This window comes from Ruegeria sp. CF4 (assembly GCF_056537345.1).
Genome location: NZ_JBQFRJ010000002.1, coordinates 286,943 through 308,125 on the forward strand (window position 1 = coordinate 286,943; position 21,183 = coordinate 308,125).

General features: G+C 59.8%; 25 protein-coding genes. 11 read left to right on the forward strand and 14 right to left on the reverse strand.

The features are described from left to right. Nucleotides 1–18 precede the first annotated feature (18 nt). The 3 genes from ACR0NF_RS08130 to ACR0NF_RS08140 all read left to right on the forward strand — a co-directional run bounded on the left by ACR0NF_RS08130 (nucleotide 19) and on the right by ACR0NF_RS08140 (nucleotide 1,287). Nucleotides 19–234, forward strand: a complete 216-nt coding sequence (locus ACR0NF_RS08130) for a putative signal transducing protein (protein WP_480470932.1) — start codon at nucleotides 19–21, stop codon at nucleotides 232–234. Further along, complete coding sequence (locus ACR0NF_RS08135; protein ID WP_480667250.1) at nucleotides 231–998, forward strand: tRNA1(Val) (adenine(37)-N6)-methyltransferase; 768 nt, start codon at nucleotides 231–233, stop codon at nucleotides 996–998. Before ACR0NF_RS08130 ends, ACR0NF_RS08135 begins: the two co-directional genes overlap by 4 nt. Nucleotides 999–1,122: 124 nt before the next feature. Beyond that, on the forward strand, nucleotides 1,123–1,287 hold the full coding sequence (locus ACR0NF_RS08140) for a YdcH family protein (RefSeq protein WP_010443648.1): 165 nt from the start codon (nucleotides 1,123–1,125) through the stop codon (nucleotides 1,285–1,287). Here the strand turns inward: ACR0NF_RS08140 and yddG are convergent. The 10 genes from yddG to ACR0NF_RS08190 all read right to left on the reverse strand — a co-directional run bounded on the left by yddG (nucleotide 1,284) and on the right by ACR0NF_RS08190 (nucleotide 9,277). After that, nucleotides 1,284–2,150 (reverse strand): aromatic amino acid exporter YddG, encoded by an 867-nt coding sequence (gene yddG / locus ACR0NF_RS08145; protein ID WP_480778051.1) that lies wholly within the window; start codon nucleotides 2,148–2,150, stop codon nucleotides 1,284–1,286. The genes ACR0NF_RS08140 and yddG overlap by 4 nt on opposite strands. Further along, a complete protein-coding gene (locus tag ACR0NF_RS08150) occupies nucleotides 2,147–3,094 on the reverse strand; it encodes a transcriptional regulator GcvA (protein ID WP_480667252.1) in 948 nt (315 codons plus the stop codon). The genes yddG and ACR0NF_RS08150 overlap by 4 nt, the downstream gene beginning before the upstream one ends. Nucleotides 3,095–3,397: 303 nt before the next feature. Next, nucleotides 3,398–4,120, reverse strand: coding sequence for an acetoacetyl-CoA reductase (gene phbB / locus ACR0NF_RS08155; protein ID WP_170353550.1), 723 nt, complete (start codon nucleotides 4,118–4,120; stop codon nucleotides 3,398–3,400). A 187-nt stretch (nucleotides 4,121–4,307) separates the two neighbouring features. Continuing rightward, nucleotides 4,308–5,483 carry an acetyl-CoA C-acetyltransferase gene (locus tag ACR0NF_RS08160; RefSeq protein WP_480470928.1) on the reverse strand — a complete coding sequence of 392 codons (1,176 nt, stop codon included), beginning with the start codon at nucleotides 5,481–5,483 and terminating at the stop codon, nucleotides 4,308–4,310. Between the two features lie 190 nt (nucleotides 5,484–5,673). Then, a complete protein-coding gene (locus tag ACR0NF_RS08165; RefSeq protein WP_480470927.1) occupies nucleotides 5,674–6,507 on the reverse strand; it encodes an EAL domain-containing protein in 834 nt (277 codons plus the stop codon). A 94-nt stretch (nucleotides 6,508–6,601) separates the two neighbouring features. Continuing rightward, nucleotides 6,602–6,784, reverse strand: a complete 183-nt coding sequence (locus ACR0NF_RS08170) for a hypothetical protein (protein WP_480470926.1) — start codon at nucleotides 6,782–6,784, stop codon at nucleotides 6,602–6,604. Between the two features lie 91 nt (nucleotides 6,785–6,875). Then, nucleotides 6,876–7,847 carry a sterol desaturase family protein gene (locus tag ACR0NF_RS08175; RefSeq protein WP_480470925.1) on the reverse strand — a complete coding sequence of 324 codons (972 nt, stop codon included), beginning with the start codon at nucleotides 7,845–7,847 and terminating at the stop codon, nucleotides 6,876–6,878. Next, nucleotides 7,844–8,230 carry a hypothetical protein gene (locus ACR0NF_RS08180; RefSeq protein ID WP_480470924.1) on the reverse strand — a complete coding sequence of 129 codons (387 nt, stop codon included), beginning with the start codon at nucleotides 8,228–8,230 and terminating at the stop codon, nucleotides 7,844–7,846. The genes ACR0NF_RS08175 and ACR0NF_RS08180 overlap by 4 nt, the downstream gene beginning before the upstream one ends. 60 nt (nucleotides 8,231–8,290) lie before the next feature. Next, the gene (locus tag ACR0NF_RS08185) at nucleotides 8,291–8,620 is read right to left on the reverse strand and encodes a hypothetical protein (RefSeq protein WP_480667253.1); all 330 of its coding nucleotides are present in this window, start codon (nucleotides 8,618–8,620) and stop codon (nucleotides 8,291–8,293) included. A 90-nt stretch (nucleotides 8,621–8,710) separates the two neighbouring features. Further along, the gene (locus ACR0NF_RS08190) at nucleotides 8,711–9,277 is read right to left on the reverse strand and encodes a TlpA disulfide reductase family protein (protein WP_480470922.1); all 567 of its coding nucleotides are present in this window, start codon (nucleotides 9,275–9,277) and stop codon (nucleotides 8,711–8,713) included. 21 nt (nucleotides 9,278–9,298) lie between these two features. Here ACR0NF_RS08190 and argH point away from each other — a divergent pair, with 21 nt between their 5' ends. From argH to ACR0NF_RS08210, 4 genes are all read left to right on the forward strand, one after another. After that, the gene (gene argH, locus ACR0NF_RS08195) at nucleotides 9,299–10,687 is read left to right on the forward strand and encodes an argininosuccinate lyase (protein ID WP_480778052.1); all 1,389 of its coding nucleotides are present in this window, start codon (nucleotides 9,299–9,301) and stop codon (nucleotides 10,685–10,687) included. Beyond that, on the forward strand, nucleotides 10,687–10,869 hold the full coding sequence (locus tag ACR0NF_RS08200) for an argininosuccinate lyase (protein ID WP_170395762.1): 183 nt from the start codon (nucleotides 10,687–10,689) through the stop codon (nucleotides 10,867–10,869). Before argH ends, ACR0NF_RS08200 begins: the two co-directional genes overlap by 1 nt. Nucleotides 10,870–11,164: 295 nt before the next feature. Next, nucleotides 11,165–12,430 (forward strand): diaminopimelate decarboxylase, encoded by a 1,266-nt coding sequence (gene lysA, locus ACR0NF_RS08205; protein ID WP_480778053.1) that lies wholly within the window; start codon nucleotides 11,165–11,167, stop codon nucleotides 12,428–12,430. Between the two features lie 35 nt (nucleotides 12,431–12,465). Then, nucleotides 12,466–15,003 carry a TIGR02302 family protein gene (locus ACR0NF_RS08210; RefSeq protein WP_480778054.1) on the forward strand — a complete coding sequence of 846 codons (2,538 nt, stop codon included), beginning with the start codon at nucleotides 12,466–12,468 and terminating at the stop codon, nucleotides 15,001–15,003. 5 nt (nucleotides 15,004–15,008) lie between these two features. On the opposite strand, the gene ACR0NF_RS08215 is transcribed toward ACR0NF_RS08210, so the two are convergent. Next, entirely contained in the window at nucleotides 15,009–15,713 is a 705-nt protein-coding gene (locus tag ACR0NF_RS08215) for a zinc-ribbon domain-containing protein (protein ID WP_480485020.1), read from the reverse strand. A 182-nt stretch (nucleotides 15,714–15,895) separates the two neighbouring features. Between ACR0NF_RS08215 and ACR0NF_RS08220 the strand changes: the two genes are divergently transcribed. Genes ACR0NF_RS08220 through ACR0NF_RS08235 form a run of 4 tightly spaced genes read left to right on the forward strand, consistent with a single transcriptional unit; the run spans nucleotide 15,896 to nucleotide 18,801 of the window. Then, complete coding sequence (locus tag ACR0NF_RS08220; RefSeq protein WP_480471921.1) at nucleotides 15,896–16,573, forward strand: cell division ATP-binding protein FtsE; 678 nt, start codon at nucleotides 15,896–15,898, stop codon at nucleotides 16,571–16,573. Continuing rightward, the gene (locus ACR0NF_RS08225) at nucleotides 16,570–17,469 is read left to right on the forward strand and encodes a cell division protein FtsX (RefSeq protein WP_480659269.1); all 900 of its coding nucleotides are present in this window, start codon (nucleotides 16,570–16,572) and stop codon (nucleotides 17,467–17,469) included. Before ACR0NF_RS08220 ends, ACR0NF_RS08225 begins: the two co-directional genes overlap by 4 nt. Continuing rightward, nucleotides 17,469–18,209 carry a lysophospholipid acyltransferase family protein gene (locus ACR0NF_RS08230; RefSeq protein WP_480470916.1) on the forward strand — a complete coding sequence of 247 codons (741 nt, stop codon included), beginning with the start codon at nucleotides 17,469–17,471 and terminating at the stop codon, nucleotides 18,207–18,209. Before ACR0NF_RS08225 ends, ACR0NF_RS08230 begins: the two co-directional genes overlap by 1 nt. Next, nucleotides 18,196–18,801, forward strand: coding sequence for a pyridoxamine 5'-phosphate oxidase family protein (locus ACR0NF_RS08235; protein ID WP_480778055.1), 606 nt, complete (start codon nucleotides 18,196–18,198; stop codon nucleotides 18,799–18,801). Before ACR0NF_RS08230 ends, ACR0NF_RS08235 begins: the two co-directional genes overlap by 14 nt. A gap of 149 nt (nucleotides 18,802–18,950) precedes the next feature. Here the strand turns inward: ACR0NF_RS08235 and lpdA are convergent, their stop codons facing one another. The 3 genes from lpdA to ACR0NF_RS08250 all read right to left on the reverse strand — a co-directional run bounded on the left by lpdA (nucleotide 18,951) and on the right by ACR0NF_RS08250 (nucleotide 21,182). Then, nucleotides 18,951–20,339 (reverse strand): dihydrolipoyl dehydrogenase, encoded by a 1,389-nt coding sequence (gene lpdA / locus ACR0NF_RS08240; RefSeq protein ID WP_480470914.1) that lies wholly within the window; start codon nucleotides 20,337–20,339, stop codon nucleotides 18,951–18,953. A gap of 49 nt (nucleotides 20,340–20,388) precedes the next feature. Then, nucleotides 20,389–20,781 carry an MAPEG family protein gene (locus ACR0NF_RS08245; protein ID WP_480470913.1) on the reverse strand — a complete coding sequence of 131 codons (393 nt, stop codon included), beginning with the start codon at nucleotides 20,779–20,781 and terminating at the stop codon, nucleotides 20,389–20,391. A 131-nt stretch (nucleotides 20,782–20,912) separates the two neighbouring features. Continuing rightward, a complete protein-coding gene (locus tag ACR0NF_RS08250; protein ID WP_480470912.1) occupies nucleotides 20,913–21,182 on the reverse strand; it encodes a hypothetical protein in 270 nt (89 codons plus the stop codon). Nucleotide 21,183: the final 1 nt, after the last annotated feature.

A 21,183-nucleotide genomic window follows, 5' to 3' on the forward strand; every position in this document is an offset into this window, starting at 1 on the left:
GCCCTTACATCCATCCCCATGAAAGAACTATTGCGCAGTACCGATCCGACAATCCTGGCTTTTGCAACGGCTCTCCTTGAAGGCGAGGATATAGACTGCTTTCAGATGGACGTAAATATGAGCATCCTCGAAGGTGGCATCGGAATCTTCCCTCGCCGCCTGATGGTGCGGGCCGACGATCTGAACCGTGCCGAGCGAGTCATGCGTGACAATGAGATCCCGCTGGGGCGATGAAGAGTTTTCCCGACAGCGATCTGACCTGCAATGATTTTTTGGGCGGCCGCGTACGGTTATGGCAACCGCGCTCGGGATATCGGGCGGGGGTTGATCCGGTCCTGCTGGCCGCGTCCGTCCCCGTGCATGCGGGCCAGACGGTGTTGGAGCTGGGCTGCGGGGCCGGTGCCGCCATTCAATGCCTGATGGCCCGCGTGCCGCAATTGCAGGCGACTGGGGTCGAGCTGCAGCAGGCATATGCGGAACTGGCGCGCCGGAATGCGGATGACAACGCTGCACTGACCGTGGTCGAGGCCGATCTGAATGCCTTGCCAGATGACCTGCGCCAGATGCAGTTCGATCACGTCATTGCCAATCCCCCGTATTATCGCGCCGGAGCGCACAGCCCGTCCACAGACCCGGGGCGTAGGGCCGCATTGGGCGAGGATACGCCGTTGCAGGATTGGATCGATGTTGCCGCCCGGCGGCTGGCTCCGCGCGGGTATCTGCACATGATTCAGAAAGCCGACCGTTTGCCCGATATTCTGGCAGGCTGTGCGGGTCGCTTGGGCTCGGTCGAGGTGCTGCCATTGTCGCCCCGCATAAATCGTGCGGCTGAGCTGGTGATCCTGCGCGCCAGAAAAGGTGGGCACGCTGCATTCCGGCTGCTTGCACCGCTGGTGCTGCATACGGGGGACCGGCATGTTCAGGATGGCGAAAGCTATACGCCTCAGGTCTCGGCTGTGTTGCGGGATGGGGCGGCTTTGACGGGGTTGTTCGACTGATCGGCAATGACCAGCCGAATTTGTCGGATTTATTACAGATTCTGTGCGACTGCAGCGTGACAGGCTGGAAATGATGTGATCAACTTCTTACGTGACACTTACAAACCAGAGAAGGAGGACCGCCATGAGCGTGAGCGCACATCTGACGGAGTTGAAGAAGAAACATGAAATTCTCGGTCTTGAAGTGGAAGAAGCGCAACGCTCACCTGGTATCGACGATCTCCATATCGCCCAGCTCAAGAAACAGAAGCTGAAGCTTAAAGAAGAGATCGAGCGCCTGTCGGCTTAAGCCTTCAGGCTGGCGCGGGCCGCGATGGCAGCGCCACCGGTGACAAACAAGGCCGCGATCGCCAGACCCCAGGACGGGGCGGCGATCCCGGCCAGAACCAAGACCAGCGTGGAAAGCAAAGGGGCCGCGTACGAGGCGGTGCCAAGGATTTGAATATCCCCGCGCTTGACCCCGATATCCCAGACATAGAACGCCAAGCCCACCGGCCCCAGCCCCAGTGCGAGGGTTGAGCCCCAGCTCAACGCGGTCTGTGGCCAGACCGTCTCTTCTACCGCGAAATGCAAGATCCATGAGGCAATAGCCGTCAATACGCAGAACACCGCAACCGAGCTTGTAGGGACATCGCCCAGACGACGCGACAGGACCGAGTAGCTTGACCATGTCAGTGCGCATAGCAAAGCCAACCCATAGCCGGGCAGGTGCTGTATCTGAAACCCCGCACTGCCCCCACCGGTGATGATGACGGCGGCCCCGGCAAAGCCAAGGCACGCCCCGATCAGATGACCAGGTTTCAGCTGCTCACCGGGCAGCAGACCAGACAGCAGTACAATCAATAGGGGCCAGAGATAGGCGATCAGCCCGGCCTCGGCTGCAGGGGCCATGCGCAAGGCCGAGAAATAGAGCGCATGGTAGCCGAAAAGTCCAATCGTTCCGAACAGATAGGTGGTCCACGTGATCTGGCGAAGCTGCCCGACGCCGCCACTCGCAACAGTCCAGATCAGGCCCAACATACCGCCGATCGAAAAGCAGATTGCGTTCAGCAACAGAGGCGGAGTCGGGGCCGAGCCCACCGTGAACAGGGCCAGCAAGGACCAGAGCAACACAGCGACAAAACCGATTGCAGTCGCAGCCATTTTACTCATTCAGTGGACACCTTCTCGACCGGGATGATTTCGAACTCATCCGATATATGCGCGGTCTTTTCAATCTCGGATATGAACCAGTCGCGGAACGCTGCGATCTGGGGTCGTTTTTCCGCTCCTTGCAGACACAGAAAGCGAAAGCGCCCGGCGGTTTCCAGCGCCACTTTGAACGGTGCAACCAGACGACCTTCGGTCAGGTCTTTCAGGATCATCGCGCGCCGTCCTAGCACCACGCCAACTCCGGCCACAGCGGCGTCGATGGCGTGATCCGCGTTCGAAAAATGCGCGCCGTGGGTCGGCGTGAAATCCAGCCCTACGGCACGGAACCATGCAGGCCAATCGCAGCGCGGTTTTAGAAAACTGATCGAATCGTCGTGGATCAGAGGGGCGTCTCGCAGAGACTCGGGTGTTGGGAATTGTTCCGCCAGTTCCGGCGTCATCACCGGCGTCAGCCATTCCCTGCGGACGGGAACGGAATACAGGCCCTCATCGGGTCCGTATCCAAAGCGGATCGCCACGTCCACGTCATCGCGTTCCAGATCCATGTTGCGTAATGTGGCTGAGAACTTCAGGTCAATCCCAGGATTGGCCCGGGCGAATTCGTACAGGCGTGGTGCTAGCCACTTAGCCGTCAGGGCGGGGCCAGCGGTGACTGTCAGGCTGGTTTCATCCTGCAGTCGCCGCGTTGCCTGCCACGCGGCCTGCAGCGCAGCAAAACCATCCGCAGTTCCCGGAGCAAGAGTTCGCCCGGCCTCAGTCAGTTCCACTGCGCGGTTGAGGCGACGAAACAGGGGGTGACCCAGATGCTCCTCTAACGATTTGATCTGAAAGGACAGCGCGGCCGGGGTCACGTTCAACTCATCCGCGGCTTTGGCGAATGACATATTTCGTGCTGCGGCATCGAAGGCGCGCAAAGCGGTGAGAGGGGGCAGGCGGTCGGACATCTCGGTTAAATATTTCTGAACTGAAGTGGCGAAAACTCTCGTTTGTGCAGTTTAAAATCAAAGGTCATGTTGAAGGCAAGACAAATCCACCTTGATAGAGAAGGGTTCAACATGATCGAGATGACGACAAACCCAGCCATCCAAAGCGCCATTCACCGCGCACATGAAGAGCGTGGCAAGGCGGTTGTAGGGTTCTGGTCCTGGCTATTCGGTTCCCGCTGACCGCAGCGCGCGCGGTCTTACGGGATAAAAGAAGGGCCGGTCCTTGGTGGACCGGCCCGTTTTCATTCCAATGCCTTCGCTTTAGACGAAGAACTGTGCCCCGTTGGCCGAGATGGTCGAACCGTTGATAAACTGCGAATCGTCTGACGCCAGGAACGCCACACAACGCGCGATTTCTTCCGGTTCACCCAGACGACCCGCCGGGATTTGACCGATGATCGACTCGCGTACCTTCTCGGGGACTGCCATCACCATCTCGGTCGCGATATAGCCGGGGCAGATCGCGTTGGCGGTAATACCGGCCCGCGCACCCTCCTGAGCCAGTGATTTCACGATACCCAGATCGCCCGCTTTGGTCGCCGCATAATTCACCTGAGCGAATTGGCCCTTCTGACCGTTGATCGAGCTGATTACGATGATACGGCCAAACTTGCGCTCACGCATACCCGGCCAAACCGGGTGAACGGTGTTGAATACCCCGGTCAGGTTTGTGTCGATCACCTGATGCCATTGCTCGGGCGTCATCTTGTGGAACGGCGCGTCGCGGGTGATGCCTGCGTTGGCGACCACAATGTCGATCGGACCAACCTCGGCTTCGACTTTTTCGATGCCTGCTTTGGATTCGTCGTAATCAGCAACATTCCACTTGTAGGTGGCGATGCCGGTTTCCTCGGTGAATTTTGCTGCGGCTTCGTCATTGCCCGCATAAGTGGCGGCAACATTGTATCCTTCGGCCTTGAGCGCCTTGGAAATTGCTGCGCCGATGCCGCGAGAACCGCCGGTTACGAGTGCTGTACGTGCCATTTAGGATTCCTCCAATTTCAATCGTCTTGGTAATGTTGTTACTGTGCTGATTTGTGTTGCGCAATATTGTTTCGTGCCGTGTTTTTGAATTCCGGGTGGCAATATCGTCGCATCTTCGAGGCCAGGCCCCAGTGGTACAAAAAAGGCGCCCGGAGGGGGCGCCTTTATTATCTGGATGTCAAAACGCTTAGTCGCGCTCCACGCAGAGGGCGACACCCATGCCGCCACCGATGCAGAGGGTCGCCAGGCCCTTCTTGGCGTCACGGCGTTTCATTTCGAACAGAAGCGTGTTCAGAACGCGGCAGCCCGACGCTCCGATCGGGTGACCGATGGCAATCGCGCCGCCGTTCACGTTCACGATCGACGGATCCCAGCCCATGTCCTTGTTCACCGCGCAGGCCTGTGCGGCAAAGGCTTCGTTGGCCTCGACCAGATCCAGATCGTCAACCGACCAGCCCGCCTTTTCCAGCGCCTTGCGCGAAGCGTAGATCGGGCCGACGCCCATGATCGACGGGTCCAGACCGGCGGTCGCGTAAGATGCAATGCGGGCCAGAGGCTCGATGCCGCGCTTTTCGGCATTCTCAGCCGACATCAGCAGAGTCGCCGCTGCGCCGTCGTTCAGGCCCGAGGCGTTGGCTGCAGTGACTGAGCCGTCTTTGGTGAAGGCTGGGCGCAGTTTGGCCATCGCCTCCATGGTCGCGCCGTGGCGGATGTACTCGTCCTTGTCCATCACGATGTCGCCCTTGCGGGTCTTGATGGTGAAGGGCACGATCTCGTCGGCGAACTTGCCAGCGTTCTGTGCCGCTTCGGCTTTGTTCTGCGATGCGACAGCGAATTCGTCCTGCATGTCGCGGCTGATCTGCCACTTCTCAGCGACGTTCTCAGCCGTCTGACCCATGTGATAGCCGTTGAAGGCATCCCACAGACCGTCGCGGATCATCGTGTCGATATACTTCATGTCGCCCATCTTGTGACCGGCGCGCAGGGCGGCGGCGTGGGGTGACAGGGTCATGTTCTCTTGCCCACCAGCGGCAACGATCTCGGCATCGCCCAATTGGATATGCTGCGCACCCAGTGCAACGGCACGCAGGCCCGAACCGCAAACCTGGTTGATGCCCCAAGCCGCGCTTTCCTGCGGCAGGCCCGCATTGATATGCGCCTGGCGTGCAGGGTTCTGACCCTGGGCGGCGGTCAGGACCTGGCCCATGATGGTTTCGCTTACTTCGCCTTTGTCGATCCCGGCGCGGTCCACCACCGCTTCGAGGACCGCAGCGCCGAGGTCATGTGCAGGGGTGTTCGCAAACGAACCACCAAAGCTGCCCACACCTGTGCGGGCGGCGGATGCGATTACTACGTTGGTCATATAGTCAATCCTTTACCGTCATGGTCCAGCGGGATGTCTGACGGCGCAGGTCGAGAGGAACCCCTCGAAAACAAGAGCGCCTCGTGATCCCCCGCTCCAGTCTCTTTGCAATACCTTAATGCTGCATGTGCAGCAACGGTCAGCTTGTCTCAGTGCCGGATTCGGTGCGAAAAGACGCACCTTCAACTATTCAACTACCTGTTTTTGCCTGACTATCTGATGCCCACGGTGGCGCAACCGATGGCGCGCCAAACAGAAAGCCCTGCAGACAGTCGACTCCGTTAGCGACCAGAAAGGCGGCATCTTCGGGGGTTTCGACCGATTCGGCTGTTACGAGAATCTCAAATTCCCGCGCCACGGCGATCAGGGCACGCACCAGAGCCTGGTTGTCCCGGTTTTGAGCAATTCCGCGGATGAACTGACCATCAATCTTGGCCGCGTCGAACATAAACTCGCGAAAGTAGCGAAAGCTGAAATTGCTGGCGCCGAAATCATCCAGCGCAAAGGCGATGCCGCGCGCCTGCTGTCGGTCCATGAAATCCACCACCAGCTCGGGCACCTGCATGGCCGACCTTTCCGAGATCTCCAGAATCAACCTTTCCCCCAGGCTGTTGTCTTTTTTCAGAAACCTGTCCAGCACGCGGGACCATCCGGCATAGCCGATGGATCGGGCGGACATGTTGATAGACAAGCGAATACCGGGATTTCGGATCAGGGTGCGCAATCCCATCTCAAGCGCAACGCAATCCAGATCGCGCCCGATAGGAGTGTTTTCGACCTGCGGCATGAATTCTCGCGCCGGTATCACCCGACCGGTTTCGTCCAAAACGCGGATGAACCCTTCGTAAAAGGCAACATTCTGCGGCGGCTGTGCCTGCATGACCGGTTGAAAGGCCAGTTTGCATTGTTTGTGTTTCACCGCTTCGGTCGCCATTTGCACGACCGAACCATCCCGGGATGACACAGCCGCATTCAGCGGATTGTCCGAGCCTTCGGGCACGTCTGCCAGTTTCTTGTCCCGCATATCCAAGCCTGTCCACGAAAGGAATGGCTCTGATTTCAGGTCAAACAAGTGAATCTGCGGTTAAGAAAACTCAGTTTTCTGCGCGCACGTCAGATCAGCGTACCGATTGCCACGCGTATCCGGCGGCACCAACCACCGCGCCGATCATGCCAAGCGCGGTCATTGCAAATCCAAGCGCCAAAGCAACCGGAGATACGCCCGCACCCAGAGCTGCCAACATTGCCACTACCAGCCCTGCAAGGCCAATAAACGTCGAGATAGTGATGATGCGGGTCATAATGGCCTCAGGCTGCACGGATACAAAACTTCTGTCTCATATGGAGCTCTGAGCCCGGAAATCAACCAAGCTCGCGCAAATCCGCTTATGCTCAGGCTTGTTCTGCCTGTCCTTTGGGCACTGGCGGGTCCAGATGCTCAAATCCGGGCGTTCCGCGATCTTCCGGATGGCGGAGCAGGTGTTTGGCTTTGATCTGCCCGGAATTGTCCCGGCTGCCATCGTGGCTGTAGCCCGGCGGTGCAAAGCAATAGGCCAGACGCTGGCGCGGGGTCAGTCCGGGCTGTGTGGCATCGCGCCAGATGCTGACCCATTCGTGAAAGGCCACACGCAGCGGGTTGAACGTGCCGATATTGTGGACCAACCCATAATCGACACGGTCATCTTCCTGCTCGGGTACAAACGTTCCGAACAGCTTGTCCCAGATGATGAAGACACCAGCATAGTTGCAATCCAAATACCGCGCGTTGCGCCCGTGATGGGCGCGATGGTGGCTTGGCGTGTTCATCACGGCCTCAAACCAGCGGGGCATCTTGCCGATGGCTTCGGTGTGAATCCAGAACTGATAGATCAGATTCAGCCCTCCGACGAACAGCACCATGGCCGGGTGGAAGCCCAGCAGGATCAGCGGTGCGCGCACAACCATCATGAAGGTGAACGTATAGGTCCAGGTCTGCCGCAGCGCCGTCGTCAGGTTGTAGTGTTGCGAGCTGTGGTGGTTCACATGGCTGGCCCAGACCCAGCGGATGCGATGCCCGAACCGATGCACCCAGTAATACCTCAGGTCGTCCAGCACGAAGCACAGGATGATCACCGGAATCGAAGTGCCCAGGTTCAGCGGCGTGATTTGCCATAGCCACATGAAGAACGCGTAGGCGATGAAGCCCAGCAGGAAACCGGACGCAATATTGCCTGCACCCATGATCAGAGATGTCACCGCATCGCGGGTCTCATAACGCCCGCCTCGGCCCTTGACGGCAATCCAGAGGAACTCGGCCAGAATGGCAGCAATGAAGAAGGGCACGGCCCATTGCACCGCGTCGGGAAAGCTCACTTGGTCGGTCATGTGGGGTCCATCAAATTCTGCCAATGCGGGCGTTCAAAATCATCGAGGTGAATGAGAACCTTGGGTGTACCGAATTCATGAAACTGAACCTCCAGCCCGTCCGAATGGTTGATCCAGTCGAAGTCCAACAGGTGCCGCGCCACGGTATCGGCACCAAAGGACCACAACAGCCCGTTTCCGGTTTCAGTGCGGATCAGGGCGGTGCGTTTGTCATGTGCGATGGTGATATCAATGATGAAATCATCTGGTGCATGGCGCAGCCATTCGGACGCGGCTGTTTCAGGCGTCAGATCGCGCACGCGCGATCGCCCTGTCAGGTGCAGCATCAGAGTGATCCCGGCGATACCTCCGACCACCAGAACCAGCAGTATTTCAAGCGGCATTGCGTCCTCCCACCCGGCAGAGTGCAGAGCGGCAAGGGTACTGTCAAAGGTGGCGTGGCGTCAGTCGACCTCGAGCGTTTCCGGAAGCTCGTGCTGCACGACCCGCTCAACAAACGGCACCAACCCTTCAGGGCCGGAAGCCCGGTCTTTGAGGTGGATGCAGATATCGGGCCTGCGCGCGGCGATGATACCCACCATTTCACCGCGAATCTTGTCGTCGAGGCCGGCGCCCATGATCGCACAGACGATGCGCGGTTCGGCATCGAGTTGCCGTTTTACCTCATCCTGATCATGCGCACCCAGCCATTGGATCGGCATGTGATCCAGCTGCCGCGCCACGTCGCCGATGACATTTGGCAAACGGCCAATCAATAAAACCACCGGTTTCATCGCCGTCTCCCTTCTCTCAGGTTACAAACGAAAACCGGCCCATCGGGGCCGGTTCCAGTCTAACACAAATTGACCGCAATGGCGTGTGCGTTAGCTTTCGGCACCCACCAGCGCCCCTACAATCGCCTTGGCGCTATCCGAGTTCCACTCGGCATCGCCAATCAGACGGGCGATTTCCTGACCTTCGGGATTCAGGATCACGGTGATCGGCAGGGCAATAACGCCAAATTCACGCGCAGTAGCAGAACTTGGGTCCTGATGGCGTGGCAGGTTCTCGATGCCGTTCTCATCGAAGAACTTCTTGATCCCGGCAGGCGTGTTGCGCCCGGTGGCCAGGGTGAGCACCTCAAACTTGTCGCCACCGAATTCTTCCTGAAGCTCGGCAATCTGAGGCATCTCTTTGCGGCAGGGGGCGCACCACGTGGCCCAGAAATTTATCAGCACGTATTTGCCGCGATAGTCCTCAAGCGTGCCAACGCCGCCATCATCTTCCAACTGGAATTCGATAGTCTTGGCCTCCTTAGGCTCCTTATGCAGGATCAACCGTTTCAGAGTTCCGTCACGCAACGGGCCGAGGGTCTCGGCATCAGCAGCCAAAGCCGCGTTTGCACCCAGCGCAAGGGCCATATAAAGGGGGATCAGACGAAATAGGCGCATATCAACTCCGGGTTTTCTTACATGACCGATCAATCCTCGAACCAGATGTGGGGCGGCCGCTTTGCCGCCGGTCCAGACGCGATCATGGAGGCAATCAACGCCTCGATCGGGTTCGATCAGCGGATGGCAGCCCAGGACATTGCAGGCTCGCGCGCCCATGCCGCCATGCTGGCGGCCACAGGCGTTATAACTGATAGTGATGCGCAGGCCATTCGGGAAGGGCTGCTCACCGTTTTGTCAGAAATCCAGAACGGAGAATTTCAGTTCTCGACCGCGCTGGAAGACATCCACATGAATGTCGAGGCGCGCCTGAAAGAGGTAATCGGTGAGCCCGCAGGCCGATTGCACACGGGCCGGTCGCGGAATGACCAGGTGGCAACCGATTTCAAACTCTGGGTCCGCGATCAGTTTGACGCAGCCGAAACCGGCCTTCTGGCCCTGATCCGCGCGCTTTTGGCGCAGGCAGAGGCCGGGGCGGATTGGGTCATGCCGGGCTTTACCCACCTTCAAACCGCGCAGCCGGTGACATGGGGTCATCACATGATGGCTTATGTGGAAATGTTCGGGCGTGATCTGTCCCGCGTCCGCGATGCACGTGCCCGGATGAACGAATCCCCTCTCGGCGCAGCCGCGCTGGCCGGGACCTCGTTTCCCATCGACCGGCAGATGACGGCTGAGGCGCTGGGTTTCGACCGCCCTGCCGCAAACTCTCTGGACGCCGTCAGCGACCGTGATTTTGCGTTGGAGTTCTTGTCCACTGCCTCGATCTGCGCCGTGCACCTGTCGCGCTTTGCCGAAGAACTGGTGATCTGGTCCTCGGCCCAGTTCCGCTTTGTGACACTCTCGGACAGGTTCTCGACCGGCTCATCGATTATGCCGCAAAAGAAAAACCCCGACGCCGCAGAACTGATCCGCGCCAAGGTGGGCCGCATATACGGAGCCAATACCGCGCTGATGATGGTGATGAAGGGTCTGCCGCTGGCCTATTCCAAGGACATGCAGGAAGACAAAGAACAGGTCTTTGATGCCGCCGACAACTGGATGCTCGCGCTGGCAGCCATGGAGGGCATGGTCAAGGACATGACCGCCAACCGCGAAAGCCTCGCCGCTGCTGCTGGGTCCGGTTTCTCAACTGCAACTGATCTGGCCGATTGGCTGGTCCGCGTGCTGGGCCTGCCGTTCCGCGATGCGCACCATGTCACCGGTTCGCTGGTTGCAATGGCCGAGAGCAAAGGATGCGATTTGCCCGACCTGACACTCGAAGACATGCAATCCGTCCATGCAAACATCACCGATAACGTCTATTCTGTTCTTACGGTCGAAAACTCGGTAAACTCGCGCCAATCCTATGGCGGCACCGCACCGGATCAGGTGCGGGCTCAGATCGAGCGATGGAAGGCGCTGGTGTAATGCAGATACGACGCGTGGTGCTCTTGATTGCGGTTGCAGCGGCTCTGGCTGGCTGCGGTGCAGATGGCGAACCCATTCAGCCAACGATGAGCGCAAGTGTCGGTGTGGGCAGCAGCGGCACCTATGGCGGTGTTGGCGTTGGTCTTAGACGCGGTGGGCTGGGCGTTTATCTCGGGCTCTGAAATCCGAATTTGTAATCTACGGATCGTACACCCATTTGCATCAGACACGTTCTGAATGACAAAGAGAAATAGCATGAGACCTGTCGGCCTGATCCTCTGCCTCGCCGTGCTAGCAGCTTGCGACCCGTCAGGTACACCCCGAACGGAGCCATCGGCCGCACCCAGCGGATCCGGAATCTCGGTTTCAGGATACGCACGGGTTGGCGCGTCAAAGACCTTCTGAACCGCGACGGGTGACCACAACCCCACTGGAATCATTTGATCCACATGCCTCTTTTGGTCTAAGCGCGCTTTCATGGATCATTTTCTCTACCGCGACGGCGCGCTTTTCGCCGAGGACGTCCCCGTTTCCGAAATCGCAGCCGCGGTCGGAACCCCGTTCTATGTCTATTCAACGGCGACTCTGCTGCGGCATTTCAAGCTGTTCGACGATGCGCTTGAGGGTACCGATCACCTTGTCTGTTACGCGATGAAGGCCGCCAGCAATCAGGCGATCCTGAAGACGCTGGCGCAGGCAGGCGCGGGGATGGATGTGGTCTCGGGCGGGGAATATCTGCGCGCTAAGGCTGCCGGAGTACCCGGAGACAAGATCGTGTTTTCGGGCGTCGGCAAGACTGCGGATGAGATTCGTACGGCCCTGACGGGCGGCATCCGCCAGTTCAACGTCGAATCCGAACCTGAGATGCAGGTGATCAACGCGGTCGCGCTGGAACTGGGCGTGGTTGCGCCGATCACTGTGCGGGTGAACCCGGATGTGGACGCAAAGACCCACGCCAAGATTGCCACCGGCAAATCCGAGAATAAGTTTGGCATCCCGATCTCGCGCGCCTCTGAGGTCTATGCGCTGGCCGCAAGCCTGCCGGGGCTCGAAGTGATCGGGATTGACGTCCATATCGGCTCTCAGCTGACCGAGCTTGAACCGTTTGAGCTGGCCTACAACAAGGTCGCGGACCTGACCGAGCGTTTGCGCGTCGAGGGTCACAATATCCGCCGTCTTGATCTGGGTGGCGGTTTGGGCATTCCCTATACGCGTTCCAATGACGCGCCTCCACTCCCGGTCGAATATGGCGCGATGATCAAGAGAACATTGGGTCATTTGGGCTGCGAGATCGAGATTGAGCCCGGCCGCCTGATCGCAGGCAATGCGGGCCTGATGGTGTCCAAGGTCATCTACGTCAAATCCGGCGAAGACCGCGATTTCCTGATCCTCGACGGCGCGATGAATGATCTGATCCGCCCTGCGATGTATGAGGCGCATCATGACATCGTGGCGGTCGAAGAACCCGCCGCGGGGGTCGAACAACGTCCTTATGATATCGTTGGCCCGGTCTGCGAATCTGGCGATACATTTGCCAAGCAACGCAACATGCCGCCTCTGAAATCGGGCGATCTGATCGCCTTCCGCAGTGCGGGGGCATATGGCGCGGTGATGTCCAGCGAGTACAATACAAGGCCCCTGATCCCCGAAGTTCTGGTGAATGGGGATCAATTTGCCGTAATTCGTGAACGGCCAAGCTTTGACGAAATCATAAACCGCGATACCATACCAGAGTGGCTCTGACGCGATAGGCGCGCGGGCCGATCAGGAGGCCCGCCTTGCGCGATAACCAGACCCCGCCGATTCCGAGATTGTCTCTGTGGCTGACGCATGGGGGCATGCTGGCCGAGCAGGTTTTGCGCGCTTTCTGGCCGTTTTTCTCGATCCTGATGGTTCTGCTGGCGGCCCTGATGCTTGGGCTTCAAGATCTTGTGCGCATCGAAACCGTCTGGATTTGCGCTGCTGTCGGCGTGCTGGGGCTGGTCGCGACTGCGATTCTCGGCATTCGACGCATCCACTTGCCGACCCGTGCCGAGGCGCTGGTTCGGCTGGATGAAACCCTGCCGGGGCGACCGATTCAGGCGTTGATGGATGATCAGGCGATCGGTGCAATGGATGCGGATTCGGTGGCCCTGTGGCAGGCGCATCAGTCGCGCATGGCTGCGCGTGCTGCGCAGGCCGATCCGGTAAAACCCGATCTGCGGCTGACCTCTCGCGATCCTTATGCCTTGCGCTATGCCGCCTTGCTGGCTTTGGTCGTAGCAGCACTGTTCGGGTCGTTCTGGCGGATCGGATCGGTGGCGGACATGACACCGGGCACGGCGCAGGCCGGGCAGGGGCCCAGCTGGGAAGGCTGGGTTGAACCGCCGCGTTACACTGGATTGCCGACGCTTTACCTGGCGGATCAGACCGATCCCACGCTGACGGTGCCCGAAGGCAGTCGGATCACATTGCGGTTTTACGGAGAGGTCGGAGCGCACAGCCTGACAGAAACCTCGACACCTCTTGGCACCGAAGCTGCGACAGAACCGGAGCAGGAATTTGTCGCCGAACGGTCCGGTCAGCTGCGGATCGACGGTCCGGCGGGGCGCGAATGGGCGTTGAACATTTTGCCTGACACCGCCCCTCAGATCGCTGCGGCGGGTACGGCAGAGGCCGAGGCCGGTGGTCAGATGAAACTGCCCTTCGCGGCAGCGGACGACTATGGCATCGTTTCGGGCACGGCGCGGATCGAGCTGGATCTGACGGCGGTCGACCGCCAATACGGGCTGGCCACCGAGCCGGAACCGCGTGAGACGATCGCGGTTGAGCTGCCGATGCCGATCACTGGTGACCGAACCGATTTCACCGAAGACCTGATCGAGGATTTCTCGCAGCATCCATGGGCGCATCTGCCGGTGAAGATCACCCTCATGGCCTCCGACGCATCGGATCAGGAGACGGTGGCAGAGCCCTATCTGACAGACCTGCCCGCACGGCGTTTCTTTGACCCGCTGGCCGCGGCTGTGATCGAACAGCGGCGCGATCTGCTCTGGTCGCGCGAAAATGCGCTGCGCGTATCGCAGCTGCTGCGCGCGGTTTCGCATTTGCCCGAGGACCTGTTCCGTTCGGATACGGCATATCTCCGTTTGCGGGTCATCCTGCGCCGGTTGGAGACCTTTGACCGGCACGGCGCACTGAACGCCAAACAGCAGGAAGAGATTGCTCAGGCCCTGTGGGATTTGGCGGTTCTGATCGAGGATGGAACGCTGGCCGATGCGCTGGAGCGGATGCGGCGCGCGCAGGAACGTCTGACCGAGGCGATGCAGAATGGTGCCAGCGACGAGGAAATCGCCGAGCTGATGCAGGAATTGCGCGAGGCGACGCAGGACTACATGCGGCAGCTGCAACGGCTGGCGCAGGAAAACGGTGAGACGCAGCAGGGTCAGCAAGGCCCCAACGGTGAAACTCTGCAGATGACGCAGGATGACCTGCAGCGGATGATGGACCGTATTCAGGAGCTGATGGAACAGGGCCGCATGGCCGAGGCGCAGCAGGCGTTGGAAGAGTTCCAGCAAATGATGGAAAACATGCGTGTCACCCAAGGGCAGGGCCAAGGTGGCCAATCCGAGGGTCAGCAGGCCATGGAAGGGTTGGCGGAAACTCTGCGCGAACAACAGGGCCTCAGTGATCAGGCATTCCGTGATCTGCAGGAACAGTTCAACCCAGGCGCTCAGGCAGGCGAAAGTCAGGGCAACGAGGGCCGCTCGGGAGGGCAGGGCCGGGGGCAGAGCCATGATGGTCAGGGCCAGGGCTCGGACGAGCCCGGCGATGGCGACTCTGGTCAGCCGTCACTGGCCGACCGGCAACAGGCGCTGCGTGACGAGTTGCAACGTCAGGAACAGGGTTTGCCCGGTGGTGGCACCCCCGAAGGCGAAGCCACGCGCGAGGCGCTGGGCCGTGCGGGCCGCGCCATGGACGAGGCGGAGGACGCCCTGCGCGGCAATGATCTGGCCGAGGCCATAGACCGCCAGTCCGAGGCGATGGAAGCATTGCGGGAAGGCATGCGCTCATTGGGTGAGGCGATGGCGCAGAACCAGCAGAACCAGCCGGGTCAAGGGACCGAAGCTGGTGACATGGAGGCCAACAACCGTGACCCGCTGGGTCGTACGCCGGGTTCAGCGGGATCGATCTCGACCGATGATAACCTGCTACAGGGCGAAGATGTCTATCGTCGCGCGCGGGAACTTCTGGACGAAATTCGCCGCCGCACCGGCGAAACGGATCGACCCCAGATCGAACTGGAATACCTCAAGCGTTTGCTAGAACGGTTCTGAGTGCCTCAGTTCTGAGCACCGCCCGTCTGTGTTTCAAGCCAGATACGGGCCTGATCGATCACAGAGACATAGGATTTCAGAACCGGATCGGCCTGCGGGATCGCTTCGCTGATCTGGTTGGCGTTGCCGTAGATCATCAGAAGAATAATTCCAATGACGACAATGATGGTAAAGCCACGCAGGAAGCCACCGGATTTACGCACCGGGGCGGCCGCTTCGGTGGCATCAGATGTCAAATCGCTGCGCAGGCCCGAATTGATCGCCTCGACATCCGGCAACGCCTCTTTCTGCCCTGAGTCAGAGGCTGTCTCGGTCGCAGCAGGCCGTTTGGGTTTGACCTTGGGCTCCTCTGGCGGATCAAGCGCCAGATCGGGCTGGCTTTCCAGATTGCTGCCTTCGCGTTCGCGCAGTTCGGCCTCGCGCGCAGCTTCTTCCTTGAGGATGTTGGCAACCGCCGGGTCCACGTTCCCGTTGTCCTCTGATGCCTCAGGCTCGCTATCGGCGGCCTCGGGCGCGGCGGTCTCCTCCACCTCTTCTGCAACCTCTTCAACCTCTGGCGCAGGGGGGGCTTTCGGCGCTCCGGCCTCTGGTGTCTTGGTCTGGAACCAGGTCTGCTCGCAATTCGAACACTGAACGTCGCGACCACCTTCCGGGATCACCTCGTCGGGAACCTCATATTGGGCACTGCAATTCGGACACGTTAAACGCATTCTGCCTCCTGCCCGGACAAGCGGGCCTGATAGTAGTTTTTTCAGGGATGATATTCCGTTAAGACCCAACAGCAAAGCGCGTTTTCGTCATCGCGGGCCAAGTGTCGCCAATTGGACCCGCCCGAGGCATTGAAACCGCGGCTGCGCTCGGGCAAGAGGTGAGCATAACAAAGGGGGCAGGCGTGATCGAGCTGGAAAATATCAGCTACAGCTATGGCGGCGGTGAATTGCTGAGCGACGTGTCGTTGCGATTGCAACCGGGGTCGTTCCATTTCCTGACCGGGCCGTCGGGCGCGGGCAAGACCACATTGCTCAAGCTTTGTTATGGCGCATTGTTGCCAACCTCGGGGCGGCTCAGCGCATTTGGTGAGGACATCGCACGGCTGGACCGCGATCAGATGGCTCTGTTGCGGCGCCGGATCGGTGTCGTGCATCAGGATTGCCGGTTTCTGGATCACATGACCGTTGCCGAAAACGTCGCGCTTCCGTTGATGGTATCGGGACGCGGAGATGCCGGCGAACAGGATGATCTGAACGAACTTCTGGGCTGGGTCGGGTTGGGCAACCGCCTTGGGGCGCTGCCGCCTGAGCTATCTGGCGGTGAGCGTCAGCGCGCCGCCTTGGCTCGCGCCGTCATTCTATCACCCGACGTTGTGCTGGCGGATGAGCCCACCGGCAATGTCGACTGGGAGATGTCGCAACGTCTGCTGCGTCTGCTGGTCGAGCTGAACCGGATGGGCAAGACCGTGCTGATCGCCACCCACGATCTGAGCCTGATCCGCGCCGCCAAAAGTCAGGTTCAGGCGCGAGTCTTGCGGATCTCGCAACGCCGGCTGCAGCTTGCGGGGGCAGACCTATGAGCAAGGGAGACATCCGCAACCTGCTGCGCCGCGACGCGCGTGCTGACCGGGTGGTGCCTCCTACCGGGTTTACCGCGCAGCTGACGCTGTTTGTCTCGGGTGCGATGGCGTTTCTTGCGGTGTTTGCGCTGGCCTTGTCGCTGGCCTCGGGCCGTCTGGCGGATCGCTGGGCCTCGGAACTGGCAGGGGCAGCCACGCTGCGGATCAATGCACCGGCTGACCAACGCGCGGCACAAACCGAGGCCGCGCTGACCGTGTTGCAACAAACCCCCGGTGTCGCATCGGCCCGCGCGCTGACAAGTGAAGAACAGGCGGCACTGCTGTCTCCCTGGTTTGGTCCCGATCTGCCGCTGGACACCCTACCCGTGCCGCAGCTGATCGAGATCATCGAAGGCCCGCCGGGTCTGGACGCCGCTGGCCTGCGTTTGCGGCTTGGTGCCGAGGTGCCGGGCGCGGTGCTGGACGATCACACGCGTTGGCGCGAACCTTTGGTGGATGCGGCCATGTCGCTGCGGCGGCTGGGCTGGATCTCGATTCTGCTGATCGGCGGCGCTACCGCCGCCATGATCACCCTCGCCGCAAACGCCTCGCTTGCCGCAAATGCGCAGATTATCGAGGTTCTGCGTCTGGTTGGCGCGCGTGATCGTTTCATCGCCGGAGCCTTCGTGCGAAGGTTTACCTTCCGCGCATTGTTTGGGGCCGTCGTCGGTACTTTGCTGGGAATGACGGGCGTTTTACTGTTGCCCGAGGCGTCTGATACGGGTGGATTTCTGACTGGGCTGGGATTTCAGGGTACCGGCTGGCTGTTGCCTGCGCTGATCCCGGTTCTGGGGGCTGCGGTCGCCTTCCTGGCCACATGGTCGGCAGCGCGGCGCAAGTTAAAGGAGCTTTCGTGATGTTCATGGCCTTTCAATGGGTTCGCTCACTGATCTTCATGATCACCATCTATGCCTGGATGCTGATCCTCGGGATTGTCTTTGCACCCTATGCCCTGTTCACCAAGCGCGGTGCCTTGCAGGCGTGTAAAACCTATGCCCGCAGCACCATGTGGCTGGCACGCTGGATGGTGGGCATTCGCTGCGAAGTGCGTGGGACGGTTCCGGATACCGAGGTGGTCGTGGGTGCCAAGCACCAGTCCTTTCTGGACATCATAATAATTTTCGCTGCGGTCCCCCACGGCAAGTTCATCATGAAACGCGAACTGCTGTTTACGCCCGTGATCGGCATGTATGCGCGTCGTCTGGGCTGTATCCCGGTCAATCGCGGCAAGCGCGGGGCTGCGGTGGCCAAAATGGTGAAAGATGTCGCGAAAGAGTTCAGCGAACCCGGTCAGTTGGTCATCTATCCACAAGGCACGCGCGTCGCACCGGGTGCGCAGAAACCCTACAAGGTGGGCACTGCGGTTCTTTACGAAGGGTTGGGCTTTCCCTGCGTACCGGTTGCCACAAATGCAGGTGTATTCTGGCCGCGGACGGGCATCCTGCGTAAGCCCGGTACCGCGATTGTCGATTTCCTTGATCCAATCGAGCCCGGAGTGACCCGCGATGCTTTTCTTGAGAGGCTGGAAGATGTCATCGAGACACGATCGAATGCGTTGATGCGGGAAGTAGGGTTTGATCCAGATGCAGTACATTGACGATATCGCCACGCTTGAAGGTCTCTATGGCACACCCGGGGCGCCGTCCTTGCGTAAGGTTGCCCACCAGCTGACGCCGCTTTATCGCAAATGGATCATGACCTCACGGCTCTGTATCCTCAGCACAGTTGGCCCTGAAGGCGTCGATGGCAGTCCGCGCGGCGATGACGGCCCCGTCGTGCTGGAACTCGATCCCGGCACATTGGCCTTGCCGGATTGGCGTGGCAACAACCGACTGGACAGCCTGAGAAACATCGTGCGTGACCCGCGGGTGGCGCTGTTGTTCATGGTTCCCGGCTCGAACACAGTGGTCCGGGTGAATGGCTCAGCGCGTCTGACAGCGGATGAACTATTGCGCGACCGCTTTGAGAAACGCGGCAAACGCCCCGCAACGGTTATCGTTATTGAAATTGCCGAGATCTACACCCAATGCGCCCGGGCGTTGATGCGCGCGCAGACGTGGAAGGGTGGTAGTGAAGCAGAGACCCTGCCAAGCGTCGGGAAAATTCTCGCAGAAATGACCGCTGGCGAAGAAGGCGGCGCACAATATGATCAGGAATGGGGCTCTCGCGCGGCCAAAACCATGTGGTAGAAAGGGGGCTCTGCCCCCGCCGCGGCAAGCCGCGACTCCCCCGGGATATTTTTGGCCAGATGAAGCAGGGGATCTGGTCTTCATCTGGCCAAAAATGCATGGGAGCGCGAGGCAGAGCCTCGCACCCTTAGCATGAGACGCGCGCAGGTTCAGGAATGAATCGGGCCGTCACCGCAAGCCAGAGCCGCCTCGCGAACCGCTTCCGAATAGGTCGGATGTGCGTGGCAGGTCAGCGCCAGATCCTCGGCTGAGGCACCAAATTCCATGGCGACGCAGACCTCGTGAATAAGATCTCCGGCTGCCGGGCCGATGATGTGGCAGCCCAGAATGCGGTCGGTTTCTTTATCCGCCAGGATTTTCACAAACCCATCCGCCGCGAAATTCGCCTTGGCGCGACCGTTGCCCATGAACATGAACTTGCCGACTTTGTAGGCGCGACCCTGTTCTTTCAGCGTCGCCTCGGTCTCGCCTACATTGGCGACCTCGGGCCATGTATAAATCACACCTGGAATGACGCCGTAATTCACGTGGCCGTGCTTGCCCGCGACCTGTTCGGCGGCGGCCATGCCTTCGTCCTCCGCCTTGTGGGCCAGCATGGGCCCTTCGATAACGTCACCGATAGCGTAAATGCCCGGCACGTTGGTCTGCCAGTCGGCACCCACCTTGATCTGGCCGCGCGGTGTCATCTCAACACCCAGGGCGTCCAGGCCCAGACCATCTGAGTAAGGCTTGCGCCCCGTGGCGACCAGAACAGTGTCGGCATCGATCACGTGCTCGCTGTCATCCTTGAGCAGTTTGTAAGTGACTTTGGCTTTGGTTTTGGTCGCCTCGGTCTTCTGCACCGCTGCGCCCATGACGAAATTCAGGCCTTGCTTCTTGAGTATGCGCTGGAAGGTCTTCTGAACCTCAGGGTCCATGCCCGGCGTGATCTCCTTGAGGAATTCGATCACCGTCACCTCGGCGCCCAGTCGGCTGTAGACCGAGCCCAGCTCCAGCCCGATCACGCCAGCACCGATCACCACCATCTTTTTCGGGATCTTGCCCAGCGACAGCGCGCCGGTCGAGGTCACGACGACTTTTTCGTCCACTTCGACACCCGGCAGCGCCGAAGGCTCGGACCCCGATGCAATGATGATGCTCTTGGCCTCATGCACGTCGTCCCCGACCTTGACCTTGCCAGCGGCGGGGATCGAACCCCAACCCTTCAGCCAGTCGATCTTGTTCTTCTTGAACAGGAACTCGATGCCCTTGGTGTTGCCCTCGATCACCTCGTCCTTGTAGGCCTGCATCTGCTTCCAATCGACCGAGGGGCTTTTGCCCTTCAGGCCCATCTTGGCAAAATTATGCTCGGCCTCGTGCAACTGGTGCGAGGCATGCAGCAACGCTTTCGACGGGATGCAACCCACGTTCAGGCAGGTGCCACCCAGCGTTTCACGCCCTTCGACAACGGCGGTCTTCAGCCCCAGTTGGGCGCAGCGGATAGCGCAGACATAGCCGCCGGGGCCGGCTCCGATTACGATGACGTCATAGCTGGACATTCGGGCACTCCTTGGTGTCTTGACCGCGTTCTGACGCAGCCTTTTTTGCTTATAGGGCTAGCAGATAAAGATAAACCGTCGCAACAAATCCTGCGACCCAGACGATGGTGCGCAGGAAAGGTATAGAGATGGCGAATGCATAGATGGGAACGAAAGCAATACGCGCAATCAGGAAGATCTGAGCTGCCAGCAATGATCCGGATGTGAATCCGTCCTTGGCGGACAGGATCAAAACGGCAGGTGCAAACAGCGCCATCGCGACGACCGAGTTGTTCAGGGTACGTTCAACCCGCGCGGCGACGCCGGTCAGCGGCGGCATATCATCCCGCGCACCCCCCAGCGTCATCAACCCGACCTGAGACATGGCAGTCAGGACGTTCAGCAGGATGATTACCACGACCAGCAGGCCATAGAGCGCCAAAATCGAAAGTTCCGAAGACATGTTCACATATCCTTTTCAGCGGGTGTGTGGACTTGGGTTTAATATCTCGCGGGCTCAGGGGCAGGCGGGTTTCACGCGCAATTGCTGTTATGTGTGCAGGGTCGACCCTGCACACCGGCTTTGTTAGCAGGCTAGACCGGTTCCAGCAGCTTGACTTGAATATGGGCCACGCCGCCACGCTCGTGATGCATGGCAAGCTCTTCCGAGTCGAAGAACTTACGCGCCCTTTCAAGATCCGCCACTTCGAACATCGCGACGGCGTGATCGCGCTGATCAGGGTCTTTCCAGACGTGAAGGTCACGGATACCCGAAGCCTCTCGCATCTTGCGATCTTCTCGGAAGACCTTCAGCCAGGCGTTGAAATCGGCCACATCGGCCTGCCAGAGTACATGCGTTGCCATG